The sequence below is a fragment of the Roseateles paludis genome, assembly GCF_039872745.1.
Taxonomy (GTDB): domain Bacteria; phylum Pseudomonadota; class Gammaproteobacteria; order Burkholderiales; family Burkholderiaceae_C; genus Pelomonas; species Pelomonas paludis.
Window position 1 is genome coordinate 352,005 of the sequence record NZ_JBDPZD010000002.1, and the last position, 18,406, is coordinate 370,410.

An 18,406-nucleotide genomic window follows, 5' to 3' on the forward strand; every position below is an offset into this window, starting at 1 on the left:
GTTGCGCCTCTTGCCCGCACACGAGTGCGGGCGGCGAGCCGCGCCTTGATTAGCCCCTTCTGGCGGGCCTTCGCGGCCCATTTCCGTAGTGTTAACAGGCCCTAGACCATGGACCCGCAACAGGTTTTCACCTTCGGCCAGCAAGGCCTCTACATGCTGATGCTGGTGGCCGCCCCGGTGCTGCTGACCGTGCTGGTCGTCGGCGTGGTGGTGAGCGTGATCCAGGCTGCCACGCAGATCAATGAGGCCACGCTGTCCTTCGTGCCCAAGGTGGTGGCCGCCATCCTGGTGCTGGCCGTGGCCGGGCCGTGGATGATGACCGAGCTGGTGGACTACATCCAGCGCACGCTGCAAGCGATCCCGAGCGTGGTGGTGTGATCGGCTTTACCGAAGCCCAACTGCTGGCGTGGCTGAACCCGCTGCTCTGGCCCTTCATCCGCACGCTGGCGCTGTTCTCGGGCATGCCCACCTTCAGCCAGCGCACGGTGCCGATGCGGCTGCGCGTGGGGCTGGCGCTGTTCATCTCGGTGGCGGCGCAGGCCTCGCTGCCCGCCATCCCGCCCGTGCCGCTGGACTCGCTGCCCATGCTGACCCTGCTGATCGCCCAGCAGGTGCTGATCGGGCTGACCATGGGCTTTGCGGTGCGCATCGTCTACGCCGCGCTGGAGTTCGCGGGCGAGCTGATCGGGCTGCAGATGGGGCTGAACTTCGCCGGCTTCTTTGACCCCGGCACCGGCGCCCAGGGCACGGCCACGAGCCGCTTCTTTGGCAGCCTGGTGGCCTTTCTCTTCATCGCCATCAATGGCCACCTGCTGCTGATCCAGGCCCTGGTGCAGAGCTTTCACAGCTTCCCGGTCGGGCAGGAGCCCTTTGCCTTCCTGCGCGCGGCCCAGCCTCAGACCTGGGGCGCCGAGATCTTCCAGATCGGGCTGTGGATCGCCCTGCCCTTGATCACCATGCTGACCTTCGTCAACCTGGTGCTCGGGATCATCTCGCGCGTGGCGCCGCAGATCGGCATCTTCGCGGTGGGCTTCCCTGTGACGGTGAGCGTGGGCCTGCTGGGCATGGTGGCCACGCTGCCGCTGATGCAGACCCCCTTCAGCGCGGCGCTGGAGCGGCTGCTGGCGGCCTTCAGCTGACGGTCAGCTAGCGACCAACCCATTGCGGATGGCGTAGACCGTCATCTCGGAGTTATTGGCCAGGCTCAGCTTCTCTAGCACGCGGGCACGGTAGACGCTGACGGTCTTGGGGCTGAGCATCAGCTCCTCGGCGATGTCCGAGAGCCGCTTGCCCGACGCGATCATCACCAGCGTCTGCAGTTCACGGTCGGACAGCTTCTGGTGCGCCTGCTCGGGCGCAGGCGCCGTCAGGCTCTCGACCAGCATCTGCGCAATCTCGGGCGTCACGAACTTGCGGCCCTGGGCCACGGTGCGCACGGCCTGCAGCAGTTGGGCCGGGTCGCCCGCCTTGTTCACATAGCCAAAGGCACCGCCCCGCAGCGCGCGAATGGCGTATTGGTCTTCGGGGTACATCGAGACGATCAAGGTGCGGATGGCCGCGCCCTCCTCGCGCAGCGCATGCAGCACGTCGAGGCCGCTGCGGCCGGGCATGTTGATGTCGAGCACCAGCACGTCGCAAGCGCCCTCGCCCAGTTGGCGCAGCACGGTGCGCAGCTCGCCGTAGTCGCCGGCCTCGCCCACGATCTGGATGTCGCCACCGTCGGCCAGGGTGTCGCGGATGCCGCGGCGGATCAAGCCATGGTCATCGCACAGCACAACGCGGATCACGCGCCGGCCTCCACAGCCTCAAACCGCTCGGTGGAGAGCGGGATGGTCAGCGTCAGGCAGGTGCCGCCCTGGTCGCCGCTGAGGTCAATCCAGCCGCCCACCGTGGCCGCACGCTCGTGCAGGCCGCGCACCCCGAAGGAGCGCTCCTTGGCCAGGTCTTCAGCGCTCAGGCCTTTGCCGTTGTCCCGGATCTCCAGCGTCAGCGCGCCGGAGTCGAGGCTCAGGTCCATCTCGATCCGGGTCGCGCCCGCGTGCTTGGAGACATTGGTCAGCGCCTCTTGCGCCGTGCGGTAGGCCACCAGGGGCACGCCAGGGGGCAGCTCTTGCCGGTCGTCAGCCAGCCGGGCGGCCACCTCGATGCCGGTGCGGCGCTCGAAGCGGCCCACCAGCCATTGCAACGCGGCACTCAGGCCCTGCTCCAGGATGGCCGGCCGCAAGTTCTGCATGATGCGCTGGCTGGCCTCGATGGCCGAGTTCACCGCCTCCAGCGCCATCTGCACGCGCTGGCGCACGTCGGCCTCCTGGGCATGGCGGTCGATCCAGGCCAGGTCGAACTTGATGGCCGTCAGCGCGCCGCCCACGTCGTCATGGATCTCACGTGCCACGCCGGCGCGCTCCAGCTCCACCTGGGTCTGCAGGTGGCCGGCCAGCTCGTGCAGGCGCTGCTTGGAGCGCAGCAGCTCGGCATCCGCCAGGCGGCGGGCGCGCTCAGACTCGGCGGCCTCCACGGCGTGTTGCAGCGCCGGGGCCAGGCGCGCCAGGTTGTTCTTGAGCAGGTAGTCGGCCGCGCCATTGCGCATGGCACTCACGGCGGCGTCCTCGCCGATCTCGCCCGAGACGATCACGAACGGGATCTCCACCCCCCGGCGGCGCAGGTCCTCCAGCACCATCAAGCCAGTGAAGCCCGGCAGGCCGTAGTCAGACACGATGGCGTCCCAGCGCTCGCCCAGCGCCAGGTCGATGCCGCGCAGCGTGTCCACCCGCCGCATCTCGACCCTGAGGCCGCCACGCCGCAATTCGGCCTGGATCAGGTCATGGTCAAGCTCCGAGTCCTCGATATGAAGCACCCGCAGGAGCCGGGGAGAGGGGTCGTTGGCGGCCAGCGTCATGGGGGCGAAGTATGCCGCCGGCGCACCGGCGGCCCCCGAAATCGCCGCCCCCGACAGGCTGCTGGAATCTTCGGCCGCCCGGCCATTTCCCTGGGCGCAACGCGCGAGTGTCAACTTGCGCACGCTCTGGGCGAGAAATGCAGCGCAACGGGCTGCTTTGGCGCCTGGACGGGGGCGACAAAAGGTTTCAACATGCCATGATGCACGCTCACGTGAACGAAGCACTCGCGCCCACGTGCCGACTCTCGAAAGAGAGCCGTTTGGAGACATGATGCAGATCGAAGAACAGTCTGACGCCACTGGATCGATGCCACTGCTGCTGGCCGCCGAACTTCAGGATCACCTGATGTCGGTGACCAATGATCTCGAGCGTCTGCAGCGTCTGCTGGATGACGCGGGTGAAGCGCTTTCCAACCATTTCTATTCGGCCTCCAGCCTGGTGATGACCATGCTCAGCAAGAGCGAGGGTGATCCCGCGTTGGCGCCGCTCAAGGACGTGATGCAGCACATTGCAGGCGCCATCACGGCCCTGCAGTTCCAGGACATGTCCACCCAGCTCATCGCCCACACCGGCCAGCGCCTGCGCAGCTGTGCCGACCAACTGGCACGCGACACCTTCGGCATGGATGACGCCGATGGCATCGCCGTTGTCGAGACCGCACCGCTGCGTCCCAATCCTGTGACGCAAGATGAGATGGACGCTGGTTCCATCGAACTGTTTTAGTCCTCACGATAGCCCCAGGAGAAATCCGACATGCACTCCATCCTTGCCGTCGACGACTCGGCTTCCATGCGGCAAATGGTCGCGTTCACGCTCAAGAACGCCGGCTTCAACGTTGTTGAGGCCGTGGACGGCCAGGACGCGTGGGAGAAGGCTGGCACGCGCGACTTCGACCTGGTGCTGACGGACCAGAACATGCCCCGCATGGACGGCATCAGCCTGACCAAGAAGCTGCGCGAGAACCCCAAGTTCAAGGCCACGCCCATCCTGATCCTGACCACCGAGTCCAGCGACGCGATGAAGCAGGCGGGCCGCGCGGCTGGTGCCACCGGCTGGCTCGTCAAGCCCTTTGACCCCGCCAAGCTGATCGAAGTGATCGGCAAGGTGATCCGCTGAAGCCACCGCCACCACAGGGAGCGAAGCGATGGGTGATATGACCTCAGAAGGCGCAAACATCAGCGCTGGTATCGACCTCAGCCAGTTCTACCAGGTCTTCTTTGAAGAAGCCGGTGAGAACCTGGACAACATGGAGCAGCTGCTGCTCAATGTGAACGTCGATGCCGCCGACGACGAAGAGCTCAACGCCATCTTCCGTTGCGCGCATTCCATCAAGGGCGGCGCCGCCACCTTCGGGTTCTCCGATGTGGCCGAGCTGACGCACCAGATGGAGACCCTGCTGGACAAGCTGCGCCGCCACGAGCTGCAGCCCAACGCCGCCATGATCGACGTGCTGCTGCAGTCGGGCGATGCGTTGCGCGCGCAACTGGGCCGCCACCAAGGCTCCGGTGCCGACCCCTTCGACACCTCCGATCTGCTGATCAACATCCGCGGCTTTGTGGAAGGCGGCACCGCCCCCACGGCCGGCCCGTCGGCAGCGCGCGCGGCACCCGCAGCAGCCCCGGCAGCCGCCCAGGCCCCTGCGGCCAAGCCCCTCAAGAACGACGTTCGCATGCTGGAGCTGCTGGTCGGCCCCCTGCCCGACCCGCAAGTGGCCGACAACCTGGTGGACCTGTTCAAGGAAATCACCGACCTCGGCACCATCGAACCCCTCGACGCCGGCCAGGCTGCCGACGGCGTGCGCCGCTTCAAGATCGTCACTTCCAGCAGCGACAACGACCTGCTGGACCTGTTCACCTTCCACGTCGCCCGCGAGCAGGTCAAGCTCACGCCGCTCGGCCCGGGCTATGGCTTCTACGAAAACTCGCCCGGCGCCCCCAAGGAAGAGGCCCCGAGCAGCGACCCGGGTTACGGCTTCTTTGACGACGCGCCCGGCATGCCTGGCGCCGCTGCCGCCGAGGCTGAAGCGCCCAAGCCCGCAGCCGCCGAGGCAGCTGCCGCTGCGGCGGTGGTTCCGGCCACGCGCCCCGCTGCGCCCAAGGCAGATGCCAAGCCCGCAGGCGGTGGCCTCGACCAGACCACGCTGCGCGTCTCGATCGAAAAGGTCGACCAGCTCATCAACCTCGTTGGCGAGCTCGTCATCACCCAGGCCATGCTGGCCCAGAACAGCCAGTCGCTCGACCCCTCGCTCAACCAGCAGCTGATGGCTGGCCTGGCCGACCTGGAGCGCAACACCCGCGACCTGCAAGAATCGGTGATGTCGATCCGGATGATTCCGATGTCGACCGTGTTCAACCGCTTCCCGCGCATGCTGCGCGACCTGGCCGCCAAGCTGGGCAAGAAGGTCGAACTCGTCACCCAGGGTGAAGCCACCGAACTGGACAAGAGCCTGGTCGAGAAGATCACCGACCCGCTGACCCACCTGGTGCGCAACAGCTGCGACCACGGCGTCGAGATGCCGGCCGACCGCGTTGCCAAGGGCAAGCCCGAGACCGGCACCATCACCCTGGTGGCCTCGCACCAAGGCGGCAGCATCGTCATCGAAGTGCGTGACGACGGCCGTGGCCTGAATCGCGAGAAGCTGATCAAGAAGGCCCGCGAGAAAGGCATCGACGCACCGGACAGCATGACCGATGCCGAGTGCTGGAACCTGATCTTTGCACCAGGCTTCTCGACGGCCGAACAGGTCACCGACGTGTCCGGCCGCGGCGTGGGCATGGACGTGGTCAAGAAGAACATCACCTCGCTCGGTGGCACGGTCGAGATCGACTCGGCCGAAGGCTACGGGATGAAGGTCTCGGTGCGCCTGCCGCTGACGCTGGCCATCATGGACGGCATGAGCGTGGGCGTGGGCGAAGAGTGCTACATCCTGCCGCTGTCCTCGGTGGTCGAATCCTTCCAGGTCCAGGCCGACACCATCAAGACCGTCGCCGGCACCGGCCGCGTGGTCGAGGTGCGTGACGAGTACATGCCCGTCATCGAACTGGAGAAAGTGTTCGAAGTCCCCCGCTTCGACTTCGAACACGTCTCATCCATCATGGTCGTGGTCGAGGCCGAAGGCGGCCGCGTCGCACTGTTGGTGGACGAGCTGCTCGGCCAGCAGCAGGTGGTCGTCAAGAACCTCGAAGCCAATTACCGCAAGGTCAATGACGTGTCGGGCGCCACCATCATGGGTGACGGCCGTGTCGCCCTGATTCTCGACATCGGCAGCCTCGTGCGCCGCTCACGTCACTGATCCCCCAGCCAGGAGAGGACTCCCCATGCAAAGCAATGTTCCCGCCCTCCGCAAGGAAAGCCGTGCAGTCGCCACGGGTGAATACCTCACCTTCAAACTCGGCGACGAGGAATACGGCATGGACATCCTGAAGGTTCAGGAAATCCGCTCCTACGAGCAGCCGACCCGCATCGCCAACGCGCCCGACTTCATCAAGGGTGTGGTCAATCTGCGCGGCGTGATCGTCCCGATCGTGGACCTGCGCATCAAGCTGCGCTGCCCCACGGCCGAGTACAACAGCTTCACCGTCGTCATCGTGCTGAACGTTCGCAACCGCGTCGTCGGCGCCGTGGTGGACTCGGTCTCCGACGTGCTCGAACTCAGCAAGGACGCCGTGCGCCCTGCCCCCGAGCTGAACGCCGGCAGCGTGGACACGCGCTTCATCACCGGCATCGGCACCATCCAGGACCGCATGCTGATCCTGATGGACATCGAAGGCCTGATGAGCAGCGCCGAGATGGGCCTGATGGACGCCGCCGTCGCAGCCTGAAGCTCCGCGCCGCATGAAAAAGGCCGCTCAGTGAGCGGCCTTTTGCTTTGGGGTGGACGATGCGTCAGAGCCGCTCGCCCACCCAGGCTGCCACGCTGGCCAGCGCAGCGGGCACGCCGGCTGGCTGGGTGCCGCCGGCCATGGCCATGTCGGGCTTGCCGCCGCCCTTGCCACCCACCTGGCTGGCCACGAAGTTGACCAGCTCGCCAGCCTTGACCTTGGCCATCGCGTCGGCCGTGACGCCGGCGGCCAGCTGCACCTTGTCGCCGTCCACGGCAGCCAGCACGATGGCGGCGGACTTGAGCTTGTCCTTGAGCTTGTCCAGGGTCTCGCGCAGGGTCTTGGCGTCGGCGCCCTCCAGGCGGGCCGCCAGCACTTTCAGGCCCTTCACGTCTACCGCCTGGGCCAGCAATTCGTCACCCTGGCTGGAGGCCAGCTTGCTCTTGGCGGCGGCCAGTTCCTTCTCCAGGTGCTTGACCTGGTCCAGCACCGCCTGCAGGCGTGAGCCCAGCTCGCCGGGCGCAGCCTTGAGGGTCTGGGCCATGCCGTGCACGGCCGTCTCCAGCGATTGCAAATAGGCCAGTGCGTTGTCGCCCGTCACAGCCTCCACGCGGCGGATGCCAGCGGCCACGCCGCTCTCGGCCACGATCTTGAAGAGGCCGATGTCGCCCGTGGCCTTGACGTGGGTACCGCCGCACAGCTCTTTGCTGGAGCCGATGGACAGCACGCGCACGCTCTCGCCGTACTTCTCGCCAAACAGCATCATGGCGCCCGACTTCTGCGCGTCGTCGAGCTTCATCACCTGCGCATTGGCGGCCGCATTGGCCAGGATCTCGGCGTTGACGAGCGTCTCGACCTCGCGGATCTCCTCGGCCGTCATCGGGGCGTTGTGCGCAAAGTCAAAGCGCGTGCGCTCGGCCGTCACCAGCGAGCCCTTTTGCTGCACATGGCTGCCCAGCACCTCGCGCAGGGCCTTGTGCATCAAATGGGTGGCGCTGTGGTTGCGCACGGTCTTGGCACGGCGCTCGGCGTCCACGCGGGCGGTGAACACATCGCCCACCTTGACCGAGCCTTCCACGATGTGGCCGTGGTGGCCCGACACATCGGCCAGCACCTTGGTGGTGTCGTCCACCACCACGCGGGTGGTGGCGTTGCGCAGCTCGCCCGCATCGCCCGCCTGGCCGCCACTCTCGGCGTAGAAGGGCGTGTGGTCGAGCACGATGACGGCGTCGTCGCCGGCCTGCGCCTCGGCCACCTGCACGCCGTCCACGTAGACGGCGGTGACGGTGCTGGTCTCGCACACCAAGTGCTCGTAGCCATGGAAGCTGGTGGCAGCGCCCTCGTACTTCAGGCCCTGGGCCATCTTGAACTTGCCGGCGGCGCGGGCGCGGTTCTTCTGCTCTTCCAGCAGCACGTGGAAGCGTGCGTCATCGACGCTCACACCGCGCTCGCGGCAGACGTCGGCGGTCAGGTCCACGGGGAAGCCGTAGGTGTCGTGCAGCTTGAAGGCGGTGTCGCCGTCCACATTGCCCTGGGCCAGCGCGCCTTCCAGGATTTCCATGCCGGTGGCGATGGTCTGGAAGAATCGCTCCTCCTCCTGCTTGAGCACGTCGGTCACGCGCTTCTCGGCAGCGCGCAGCTCGGGGTAGGCCTCGCCCATCTCGGCCGACAGGGCTGCCACCAGCTTGTGGAAGAAGGGCGTGCGGGCGCCGAGCTTGTAGCCGTGGCGGATGGCGCGGCGGGCAATGCGGCGCAGCACATAGCCGCGGCCGGCGTTGCCGGGAATCACGCCATCGACCACCGTGAAGCTGCAGGCGCGGATGTGGTCGGCAATCACCTTGAGGCTGGGGCTGCCCGCATCGCAGTCGCCGGCGCCGGCGGCATCGACGGCTGCCTTGGCAGCGGCCAGCAGCTTCACGAACAGGTCGATCTCGTAATTGCTGTGCACGTGCTGCAGCACGGCGGCCAGGCGCTCCAGGCCCATGCCGGTGTCCACGCTGGGCTTGGGCAGCGGGTGCATCACGCCGTCTTCAGTGCGGTTGAACTGCATGAAGACGTTGTTCCAGATCTCGATGTAGCGGTCGCCGTCCTGGTCCGGCGACCCAGGGGGCCCGCCGGCCACGTCGGGGCCGTGGTCGTAGAAGATCTCGGAGCAGGGGCCGCAAGGCCCGGTGTCGCCCATCATCCAGAAGTTGTCGGACATGTAGCGTGCGCCCTTGTTGTCGCCGATGCGCACGATGCGCTCTGCGGGCAGGCCGATCACGTCCTTCCAGATGCCATAGGCCTCATCGTCCTCGGCATAGACCGTGGCCCAGAGCTTGTCCTTGGGCAGCTTGAAGTGGACGGTCAGCAGCTCCCAGGCAAAGGTCAGCGCGTCACGCTTGAAGTAGTCCCCGAAGCTGAAGTTGCCCAGCATTTCGAAGAAGGTGTGGTGGCGCGCGGTGTAGCCGACGTTGTCCAGGTCGTTGTGCTTGCCGCCTGCGCGGATGCACTTCTGGCTGGTGGCGGCGCGGCTGTAGGCGCGCTTGTCGAAGCCCAGGAACACGTCCTTGAACTGGTTCATCCCGGCATTGGTGAACAGCAGCGTCGGGTCGTCACCGGGGACGACGGGGCTGGAGGCGACGATCTGGTGACCTTTGGACTCAAAGAACTTCAGAAAGGTCTGGCGGATCTCGGCGGCTTTCATGTCCGTGTGCTTCCTGTAACAGCAGGGCAAAGAGAGCGGATTGTCCCTCAGCTAGAGTGACCGCCTTGCCCCGGAGACACACCATGGATCACGCCAGTTTGCTCAGCCGCTTGCAGGACCCCAGCCTGCTGCGCACCCAGGCCCTGATCAACGGCGAGTGGGTCGAGGGCGCGGCCCGCTTCGGGGTGGACGACCCCGCCACGGGCGAGGCCCTGGCCGAGGTGCCCAACCTGGGCCGGCTGGAGGCGGAGGCCGCCATCGCCGCCGCACAGAACGCCTGGCCTGCCTGGCGCGCCAAGACCGCCAAGGAGCGTGCCGCCGTGCTGCAGCGCTGGCACCAGTTGCTGCTCAAGCACACGGACGACCTGGCCCTGATCCTGACCGCCGAGCAAGGCAAGCCACTGGCCGAGGCCCGCGGCGAGGTCGGCTACGGCGGCAGCTTTGTCGAGTGGTTTGCCGAGGAGGGCAAGCGCATCTACGGCGAAACCATCCCGAGCACGGACCCCGGCAAGCGCTACATCGTGCTGAAGCAGCCCATCGGCGTCTGCGCCGCCATCACGCCCTGGAACTTCCCGCTGGCCATGATCACCCGCAAGGTGGCACCTGCGCTGGCGGCCGGCTGCACCGTCGTCATCAAGCCGGCCGAGGCCACGCCGCTCACGGCCCTGGCCGCGGCCGAACTGGCCCAGCGCGCGGGCATGCCGGCCGGGGTGCTCAACGTGCTGACGGCCGATGCGGCGCAGTCCATCGAGATCGGCCATGTGCTGTGCGAGAGCGACGTGGTGCGCCACCTGTCCTTCACCGGGTCCACCGAGGTGGGCCGCATCCTGATGCGCCAGTGCGCTGGCACGCTCAAGAAGCTGAGCCTGGAGCTGGGCGGCAATGCGCCCTTCATCGTCTTCGACGATGCTGACCTGGAGGCGGCGGTCAGCGGCGCGATGGCCAGCAAATACCGCAATGCCGGCCAGACCTGCGTCTGCGCCAACCGGCTCTACGTGCAGGCAGGCATCTACGACGCTTTCGTCGAGAAGTTCGCCGCCAAGGTGGCGACGCTCAAGCTCGGGCCCGGCCTGGAGCCAGGCAGCCAGGTGGGCCCACTGATCGACGCCCAGGCGCTGGCCAAGGTAGAGAGCCACGTCGCCGATGCCGTCGCGCTCGGCGCCAAGGTCCTGACCGGCGGCGAGCCAGCGGCCGAGGTGGGGCCTCAGTTCTTCCAGCCCACGGTGCTGGCCAACGCCACGGCGCAAATGCTCTGCTCGCGTGAGGAGACCTTTGGCCCTGTAGCCCCGGTGTTCAAGTTCCAGACCGAGGACGAGGTCGTCGCGCTGGCCAACAGCACCGAGTTCGGCCTGGCGAGCTATTTCTACAGCCGCGACATCGCACGCGTCTTCCGCGTCGCTGAGGCACTGGAGTTCGGCATGGTGGGCATCAACACCGGCCTCGTCGCCACGGCCGAGGTGCCGTTTGGCGGCATCAAGCAGTCGGGCTTCGGGCGCGAGGGTGGGCGCCAGGGCATCGAGGAATACGTCGAACTGAAGTACCTGTGCCTGGGCGAACTCGGGCGCTGAACGCCCACGGAAAAAAGCCGCAAGGCAGCCCTGCTGCGCTTGCGGCCGTTGCGGCGACCTCGGGGCCGGGCCGACTTACTTGAAGTCGGCGCTCAGGGTGAGCGAGGCCAGGCGCGGGGCGCCGAGGTAGTAGAAGACGGTGTTGGCATTCACCGTGCCGTACTTGACCGCGTTGATCGTGGTGCCCGAGCTCGGCGTGCGGTACTTCTGGTTGGTGATGTTGCTGACGTTGAAGCGCATCTGCACATTGCTCAGCATGCTGACGTTGCCGAAGTTGTAGCCGGCGTCGAAGTCGAGCAGGGTGTAGCTCGGCACCTCTTCGTCGTTCATCAGCGTGGCGTACTGGCGGCCGGTGTGCTTGGCCTTGACCCGCGCATACAGCGGGCCGCTGGCGTACTGCAGCGAGGCGCCGATCATGGTCTCGGGTGTCAGCGTCAGCTGCTTGCCGGTGGTGGGCAGGCTCACGGTGGCCGAGGCCTGGAAGTCGTCCTTGACCTTGGTCTTTTGCACGGTCAGCGAGCCATAGGCCGTGAAGCCGCCCAGGAAGGGTGCCGAGCCAGCCTCCAGCTCCAAGCCACGGTTGTTGACGCGGCCCACGTTCTGGTAGGTGCTGTTCTGGGTGACCGGGTCGAAGGCGTTGGACTGGCGGTTCTTGAAGTCGGAGTTGAACAAGGTGGCCGACAGCGAGAGCGCCTTGGCCTGGTAGCGGTAGCCGAGGTCGGTCATGACGGACGTCTCGGGCAGGGCCTCACGCAGCAGTTGCACCTCGGAGCCCACCAGGCGGACGTTGTTGCCCGTCAGCGCAAAGTTGGGCGGCGCCCGGAAGTTCTTGGCCAGGTTGACGTAGACCTGGTTGGCCTTGTCGAGGTTGACCCGCACCCCAGCCTGCGGCAGCACGTCGCTGTAGCGGCGCACCATCTTGTAGCCCGTGGTGAAGGTCTCGTTGGCATTGCTCGTGAGGCTGCGCGACACACGCGGCGCACGCAGGCCGAAGGTGAAGGTGGCCTTGTCGGACAGGAAGTTCACGCTGTCGCTGATGTAGAGCTGGCTGGCCGTGCTGATGGACTGCCAGTCGCGGCCTTGGTAGGGCGTGCCGTCCGGGCGCAGGATCTGGCCCTTCTCCAGCCAGATGTCGAGCGCATTGCCGTCGTTGTCCACCGGCACGGCGGGCTGGGTCTGGCGGTGGTCGGCGCGCTCGATCCAGAGGCCGGCACGGATCTGGTGGTCACCCACCAGGGTGTTCAGCTCGGTCGTCACGCCGGGGCGCGAGGTGCGCGTCACGCTGCCGCGCGCCACGATCACGGTGTCCAGGGTGTCGCCATCGCCGTTCAGGTCCACGCCCGCGCCGGTCTTGCCCGTGGTCTTGTTCAGGAAGGCCGTCTCAGACAGCGCCGTCTGCTGCTGCAGCGCGCCGTTGCCGAAGCCGTACCAGAGGTAGGGCTGGATCTTCAGCGAGGTGTTCTCGGCCAGCTTGAACGAGCCCGACAGCGAGACGATGGCGTTGCGGAAGGGGTTGAAGGACAGCTTGTAGTAGCCCGGCGTCGCGCTGGTCTCGCGCTGCGCAGTGCCCTTCACCGGCGGCAGGTGGCCAACGAAGGTGTCGCCGAAGTCGTAGTAGTAGCCATTGGCATCGAGCTGCGCCAGGCTCACGCTGTAGATGTTGTTGTTGATCGCGTAGTTGTAGAGCACCGAGCCGAGGATGACGTTCTCGGCGTCGATGTCCCAGCGGAAGGCGGCGTCGAAGTGGTCCTTCTTGCCGGTCCCCTTGCCCTTCCACTTGTCGGCCTTGGTGTGCGAGTAGCTGAAGAACATCTTCAGCTTGTCGTCCATGATCCGGCCGGTGTCGAAGCGGATGAAGCTGCGCGTCAGGCTCAGCCCACCGAGGGTCTGAGAGACCCGAAAGCGGCGCGCGTTCTCGGGGTCGCAGCTATTGACCGTGACATTGCCGCCCGTGGCGCCGGCGTGCGGCGACTCCACATCCGGGCTGCCCTGGGTCACGCTCTGCGTGCAGAGGTTCTCCTGGTCGGCGTACTCCTGCGGATAGACGGCGAAGTTGCCCGAGTCATTGACCGGCACACCGTTCACCGTGAAGCCGAGCTGGTCGGAGTTGAAGCCCCGCACCGTGAGGCCGCCGCCGAAGAGGCCGGTGGCGTCGTAGTTGAAGGTGCTGATGCCGGGCAGCAGAGCGAGGGCCTGGTAGGGGTTGCCGGTGGCGCGGTCCTTCTCGGTCGCGGCCTTGGTCACCGTGCTGCGGCTCTTGGAGGCATCCTCGTTCAGGATCTGGCCTGCACCGCGGTTGTTGCCCTCGCCCACGATGGTGATCGTGCCGAGACGCACGGAGTCCTCTTTGGCGCGCGGGGCACCCGCTTCATCGGCGTCCGCGTTGGCGGCCGCTTGCTGGGCATACGCCGTTGATACCGCCAGCAGGGCCACGGCGGCACCCAAGGCCGACAGGGTCATTTTGTTCGCCATCTCAACACTCCTGAATTTCGGGGCCTTGTGAGCCCGCACGCCACATCCAACATCAAAGCTCCAAGCCCTTGTTGCGGGGCCTGAAGCGGGTCGTGACGAATTCTCTTGTGAATTAATGACAGTTTTTTACGGGTCCGTACGGTTTTGGAAACGCTCCCCTAGGGAGAAGGGCATGGCCGCCCCGGCATGCAGCAATTTGAGGCATAGCGTTCGCCGGCGGGCGGGAGCTGGCTGCAATTTGACGAATTGAGCCACTAAGCCACGAAGGCTGACCGCACCAAGCTGACGCGGTGCCCACGAGCAGCTGTATCTCGGACCCAACAGCGGCGACAGCCAACGCATGGCCCAAATGGAAACGGCCCCGATGGGGCCGTCTGCATTTGGAGCGGGTGAAGGGAGTGCTCGCCATCGCCTCTAGGCGATGACTCGGCCTTCGCAAGGCTCAGGCCCGTGCCTGCGGCACGTCCAAGGCCAGCCACTGGCTGGCCTTGAGCGAACCCCGGAGGGTCCTCATCCCGACGCCCATTCCAAATGCGAACGGCCCCGATGGGGCCGTCTGCATTTGGAGCGGGTGAAGGGAACAGCACCCGGTTTCTAGCTCGTTGATTACGAACGTCTTTTCCGATCCTGGCGTCACGGAATGGACTCGATTGTGGACTCAAATCTTCGGCCTGGTCAACGCAGGCCGTTGCGGGTGATCCAAAGCGAGCCAAGCACATCCATCGACAGCCAGAGCATCGGATTCATTCTGAAGTTTATCTGTCTTCTGGCACACCACGCCACAGGTCGCAACGGACAGGCGAGCTGCCGTCCTCAAAGGACTGGCTCATCATCGACCGGCGCAGCCCCGTCTTTCACCCGCTCGATGAACCGCTTCATGGGCTCCGAGGGTTCGCCCTTGCGGCGCAGCAGGTAGGTAGAGAGCATCGGTGGGGTGCCGGCCAGGGGACGAATGGAGATGTCCGGGCGCTGTAGCGTCTGCACCTGCGAGGCGATGGCGAAGCCGATGCCGTAGCCGGCGCCGACCAGGGTCAGCATCACGCCCAGGCTGGTCACGTCATCGACCAGCTTGAGTGGCGCGCCTGCATCCTGCAGCATCGCTTGAATCTGATGGCGGCAGCCCGATCCCGATTCGGGATGGCACAGAACCAGCGGGAACTTCAGGGCTTCGGCCAGCGGCACCTGCACGTGTGCCAGCAAGGGATGGCGTGCGGGCAGGATCACCGACAGCGGATCGGTCCACACCGGCTCGGCGACGACGCCATCATGCACCGCGTTTGACAACGCAAAGCCGATGTCCAGCAGATCGTTGTGCAGCACCTTGAGCTGCTGCGCGAACGGCAGCTCGACGACGCGAATCTCCAGCTCGGGCTCATCCTCGCGGCTGCGTGCCAGCAAGGTGGCGATGCGGGGTTGCGCCAAGCTGTCGCAGATGGCGATGCGCAGATAGCCCTGGTAGCCCTGCGCCGCCGCCTTGGCGCTCTTGACGGCCTGCTCGACAGTGGCCTGCACGCGCCGGCATTCGCCGAGGAACACCTGGCCGGCCCAGGTCAGCCGCGTCAGGCGTGTGCTGCGGTCGAACAACTGCACGCCAAGCTGGCTTTCCAGGTCGCGCATCGCACGCGACACAGGCGATTGCTCGATGCCCAGACGCTCGGCTGCACGGGCCAGATGCAGTTCTTCCGCAACTGCGACGAAGTAACGCAGCAATCTGAAATCCAAGGCCACCTCCTGTTTGTCTTCTTCTGGTTCGGCCTTTCGGGCGCCAGCATCTACATCCGCATCCCGTCAGCACCTCCTTCGATTGCATCGCGTCGAAGCACTCATGCCTGTCGGGAGCAGGCCCGTCGCCGACACGCGCGGAGCTGGCCGGCGAACACAGCCGGACACTGAATGCTGATGGCCAGTGCTTGCTGCTGCCATGCCAGGGCGGGCGGCCAAGCAATATGACGCAGGCGTTCCTGCGAACCAGGGCCGTGAAGACGATGCTGCGTCCGCAAGGCTGGTAAATCAGCCGGTGTGCCGAGCACCGAGCGCAGGCGCTCACGCGTGTCGGAGTTCGCGATCGGTGCCTGCAGCCGCTGCGCGAGCTGCTCGTCGCCCATGCGTTCGTCGTTCCAGAACACGCTGCCGTGGGTGGTGACGGACAGGTTCGCCACGTCGGGCTTGATCGGCTTCACTCCATTCGGACACAGATGCTAATGAGAATTATTATTGATTGTCCGTGGTTTTGTGTGATATGGCAACACCGATGGAATAACCCGGCCTTGCCTGGACACTCGCCGCCTCGCCGGCGACTGAAGGCCGGATGGCGACAACTGGAAAGCCTCTGTGACCGGCATCGCCACCGGGAAGCACTCATGCCGTTCCCTACGGCCAGAGGAATGGACTCCACTTTCTGGGGGGAATTGCATGAACTTACGCCATCTTCGCTGTTTCATCGCCGTGGCCGAGGAGCTGCACTTTGGCCGAGCGGCGCGGCGGCTGCATGTGGAGCAGTCGCCCCTGTCGCGCACGATCCGCCAACTGGAGACGGACCTGGGCGTGACGCTGCTGGAGCGCACGCCGCGCAGCATACGCTTGACCCCGGCCGGGCAGGTGTTCCTGGAGGAGGCCCGGCGCGTGCTGATGGTCTTTGAGCATGCCCAGACCAAGGCGCGGGCGGTGGCGGCTGGACACCGAGGCACCCTGCGCATCGCCTTGGCCGGCGGCGTCGGGCGGACCCGGTTGTCGGCGTTGCTCGCGCTGTGCCGGGAGGAGGCGCCGGAAGTAGGCATCCGGCTGTTCGAGGCGCCGCTGTCGCAGGTGGTGGGCGGGCTGAGCAATGACCTGTACGACGCGGCCTTTGCTATGGCCGGCGAGATGGAGGCCGGGGTGGTCGCCAGGCCGGTGTGGCAAGACCCGTTGGTGGTAGCCATACCCGCGCGGCACCCCTTGCTGGCGCACAAGCGGGTACCGCTGGACGAGGTGGTGGGCTACCCGCTGGTGTTGTGTCACCCGCAGGTTTGTCAGGAGTGCAGCCGGCAATGCGAGCGCCTGCTGCGCCTGGTGGAGACACCGCCGGTCGTGGCCGAGTACGTGACGACCCACTCGCTGATGCTGGCCCTGGTGGCGGCCGGCTATGGCGTGGGATTCTCCACAGCGGCGCACGCGGTGGCATGCCGGCAGGCAGACGTGATCGTCCGGCCGCTGGACGAAGATTCGGCGGCGCTGACGACCTACGTGCTACATCCCGAGGGCACGATGTCGGAGCCGCTTCGCCACTTCATCGACCGTGCGCAGCGTGTCGGCCATATGCCGTTGGATACGCAACGGCTCGCATGAGGCTGCTTCAGGCGGGTTGACCGATTCCATTTTGGTCAAAGCGCCAGACCTGTTTTGTCATAGCGGGATTCCATTGACGCGGTGCACGGGCGTGCTGCACTCAGGCGTTGCTCGCGCTTGCGGTTGGCATCCTGCGATGAAACTCGCATGCCCATCGCGTCGCGTCACAGCGAAGACGCGCGGTGCAACAGTGCTTGCCGTATGCGCATCGGCTCTGGCGTGTTGAGCTGATCGCGCTTTACTGGGCCTTTTCCCCTGCAAAGACTTCGGCCTGGTTATCCGGGTCAGGCATGGTGCCCGCGAATGACGCTGGTGACAGCACGTTTCGCGGCTTACGAATTGTGAGTGATGGCGCCATGCGCGACAAGGCGCACATCTCGCAACGAAACCGGCGGCATCACCGATGCCACGGTCTTCGCCGCTTCGCCACCTGCTCGTTTCGCCCGGAGATTCCTGGACAGCCACGCACGCTGCCTGTACGGCGGGTGCGCGGCGTGGACTCGGTGCGATGACGAATGGAGGCGCGCGATATGCCGAAGTCGAGCAGCATGGCCGATGGCGCCAAGACCTACTACCGCCCGATCGAGGCGGCAATCCGCTGGAGCGGATTGCTGCGCTTCGAGCGGCGCATCCTGGCGACCTTGGGACAGCGACCTCTGCCGGAGGCAACGGAGTTTCCGCGCTGGCCGATGCTGCGGTTGAATGCCGAAAGAATCTTCGATGCGCTGGCCCACGGCGAAATGCCGTATGGCAAGGAGGGCTTGGGGCGGGACACGCAGGGTCTGGCGATGGACGACCCGTCGCTGACCGTGCGGCACGTCGATCTGAAAGCCTGGATGGCGCACTACTACCCCGGCGAGAAACCGGCGTTTCTGTTCGATGGGATCGAGCGTGCGCTTCACCCGGCGATCAGCCTGGACGCAGTGGGCGCATTGCTGGTCGAGCGGGAAGCGATCAAGGCGCGGCTGGCGGAACACTTGGGCGTGCACGAGACGCTGCGCGCCGAGCACGAGGCGCTGCTGAAGACGCACGCCGCCTGCGCGGCCGACGCGGAGCGTGCAAACACGCCGGGGCCGCGCAGCGAATCGACCTACCTGAACATCGTTGGCGGGTTACTGACGCTGCTGCTGGGCAAGTCTCCCAGCGGCATGCCGTATTCCAGCTTCCTGACGCAGGATGCCATCATCAGCGCGATGGTGGCGCACCACGGCAACGCGATGGGCATCACCGAGCGCACCCTGCAGGCCAAGTTCGCACTGGCTCGGCGCAATTTGCAGAGCACAACTTCCTGAGCGATGCCAGACCGTATCTGCGGTCGCGGATACCGCATTTGCGGTGTCTTTCTTCAACGCGGCGTTCTTAATTCGAGTCACGCCAATCAGCGCCACTGAGCGTTAAGGAGTGACCCTCATGTCTTCGCAGACCACCGCCACGGCGGCACCGACCGAACACCGCATCCTGCGCCGCGCTGAGGTCGAAGCCAAGACCGGCTTCAAGCGCGCGCACATCTACAGCCTGATGAAGGATGGCAAGTTCCCCAAGGCGCTGCGCCTGGGCGTGCGCGCGGTGGGCTGGGACTCGGTGGAGATCGAACAGTGGATCGCCGATCGCCTCAAAGAACGCGCCTGACGCTTCTTC

The 18,406-nt window shown here is 66.0% G+C and carries 16 protein-coding genes; 10 read left to right on the forward strand and 6 right to left on the reverse strand.

All coding sequences use genetic code 11. The features are described from left to right. The first annotated feature begins 108 nt into the window (after positions 1-108). Positions 109-378 carry a flagellar biosynthesis protein FliQ gene (fliQ, locus tag ABDJ85_RS07510; protein ID WP_347704151.1) on the forward strand — a complete coding sequence of 90 codons (270 nt, stop codon included), beginning with the start codon at positions 109-111 and terminating at the stop codon, positions 376-378. After that, a complete protein-coding gene (gene fliR / locus ABDJ85_RS07515) occupies positions 375-1,139 on the forward strand; it encodes a flagellar biosynthetic protein FliR (RefSeq protein WP_347704152.1) in 765 nt (254 codons plus the stop codon). Before fliQ ends, fliR begins: the two co-directional genes overlap by 4 nt. 3 nt (positions 1,140-1,142) lie before the next feature. Here fliR and ABDJ85_RS07520 read toward each other — a convergent pair whose 3' ends face one another. Continuing rightward, complete coding sequence (locus ABDJ85_RS07520) at positions 1,143-1,787, reverse strand: response regulator (RefSeq protein ID WP_347704153.1); 645 nt, start codon at positions 1,785-1,787, stop codon at positions 1,143-1,145. Continuing rightward, on the reverse strand, positions 1,784-2,896 hold the full coding sequence (locus ABDJ85_RS07525) for a hybrid sensor histidine kinase/response regulator (protein ID WP_347704154.1): 1,113 nt from the start codon (positions 2,894-2,896) through the stop codon (positions 1,784-1,786). Before ABDJ85_RS07525 ends, ABDJ85_RS07520 begins: the two co-directional genes overlap by 4 nt. Before the next feature lie 271 nt (positions 2,897-3,167). Here ABDJ85_RS07525 and ABDJ85_RS07530 point away from each other — a divergent pair, with 271 nt between their 5' ends. The 4 genes from ABDJ85_RS07530 to ABDJ85_RS07545 are packed head-to-tail and all read left to right on the forward strand — an operon-like array spanning position 3,168 to position 6,718. After that, positions 3,168-3,620: a hypothetical protein gene (locus ABDJ85_RS07530; RefSeq protein ID WP_347704155.1), complete on the forward strand. Its 453-nt coding sequence runs from the start codon at positions 3,168-3,170 to the stop codon at positions 3,618-3,620. Between the two features lie 30 nt (positions 3,621-3,650). Then, on the forward strand, positions 3,651-4,013 hold the full coding sequence (locus ABDJ85_RS07535; protein ID WP_347704156.1) for a response regulator: 363 nt from the start codon (positions 3,651-3,653) through the stop codon (positions 4,011-4,013). A 28-nt stretch (positions 4,014-4,041) separates the two neighbouring features. Then, a complete protein-coding gene (locus tag ABDJ85_RS07540; RefSeq protein ID WP_347704157.1) occupies positions 4,042-6,189 on the forward strand; it encodes a chemotaxis protein CheA in 2,148 nt (715 codons plus the stop codon). A 25-nt stretch (positions 6,190-6,214) separates the two neighbouring features. Then, positions 6,215-6,718 (forward strand): chemotaxis protein CheW, encoded by a 504-nt coding sequence (locus ABDJ85_RS07545; protein WP_347704158.1) that lies wholly within the window; start codon positions 6,215-6,217, stop codon positions 6,716-6,718. Between the two features lie 64 nt (positions 6,719-6,782). On the opposite strand, the gene alaS is transcribed toward ABDJ85_RS07545, so the two are convergent. After that, positions 6,783-9,404 carry an alanine--tRNA ligase gene (gene alaS, locus ABDJ85_RS07550; protein ID WP_347704159.1) on the reverse strand — a complete coding sequence of 874 codons (2,622 nt, stop codon included), beginning with the start codon at positions 9,402-9,404 and terminating at the stop codon, positions 6,783-6,785. Positions 9,405-9,487: 83 nt separating this feature from the next. Here alaS and ABDJ85_RS07555 point away from each other — a divergent pair, with 83 nt between their 5' ends. Continuing rightward, entirely contained in the window at positions 9,488-10,972 is a 1,485-nt protein-coding gene (locus ABDJ85_RS07555) for an NAD-dependent succinate-semialdehyde dehydrogenase (protein ID WP_347704160.1), read from the forward strand. A 75-nt stretch (positions 10,973-11,047) separates the two neighbouring features. On the opposite strand, the gene ABDJ85_RS07560 is transcribed toward ABDJ85_RS07555, so the two are convergent. The 3 genes from ABDJ85_RS07560 to ABDJ85_RS07570 form a co-directional block, all read right to left on the reverse strand. Further along, positions 11,048-13,444, reverse strand: coding sequence for a TonB-dependent receptor (locus tag ABDJ85_RS07560; RefSeq protein WP_347704161.1), 2,397 nt, complete (start codon positions 13,442-13,444; stop codon positions 11,048-11,050). A gap of 813 nt (positions 13,445-14,257) precedes the next feature. Continuing rightward, complete coding sequence (locus ABDJ85_RS07565) at positions 14,258-15,166, reverse strand: LysR family transcriptional regulator (protein ID WP_347704162.1); 909 nt, start codon at positions 15,164-15,166, stop codon at positions 14,258-14,260. 101 nt (positions 15,167-15,267) lie between these two features. Further along, positions 15,268-15,624: a hypothetical protein gene (locus ABDJ85_RS07570; protein ID WP_347704163.1), complete on the reverse strand. Its 357-nt coding sequence runs from the start codon at positions 15,622-15,624 to the stop codon at positions 15,268-15,270. Between the two features lie 232 nt (positions 15,625-15,856). Here ABDJ85_RS07570 and ABDJ85_RS07575 point away from each other — a divergent pair, with 232 nt between their 5' ends. The 3 genes from ABDJ85_RS07575 to ABDJ85_RS07585 all read left to right on the forward strand — a co-directional run bounded on the left by ABDJ85_RS07575 (position 15,857) and on the right by ABDJ85_RS07585 (position 18,397). Next, positions 15,857-16,768 (forward strand): LysR family transcriptional regulator, encoded by a 912-nt coding sequence (locus ABDJ85_RS07575; protein WP_347704164.1) that lies wholly within the window; start codon positions 15,857-15,859, stop codon positions 16,766-16,768. A 530-nt stretch (positions 16,769-17,298) separates the two neighbouring features. Continuing rightward, positions 17,299-18,060, forward strand: a complete 762-nt coding sequence (locus ABDJ85_RS07580) for an ATP-binding protein (RefSeq protein WP_347704165.1) — start codon at positions 17,299-17,301, stop codon at positions 18,058-18,060. A 118-nt stretch (positions 18,061-18,178) separates the two neighbouring features. Further along, positions 18,179-18,397 (forward strand): AlpA family transcriptional regulator, encoded by a 219-nt coding sequence (locus ABDJ85_RS07585; protein ID WP_347704166.1) that lies wholly within the window; start codon positions 18,179-18,181, stop codon positions 18,395-18,397. The last annotated feature ends 9 nt before the right edge of the window (positions 18,398-18,406 follow it).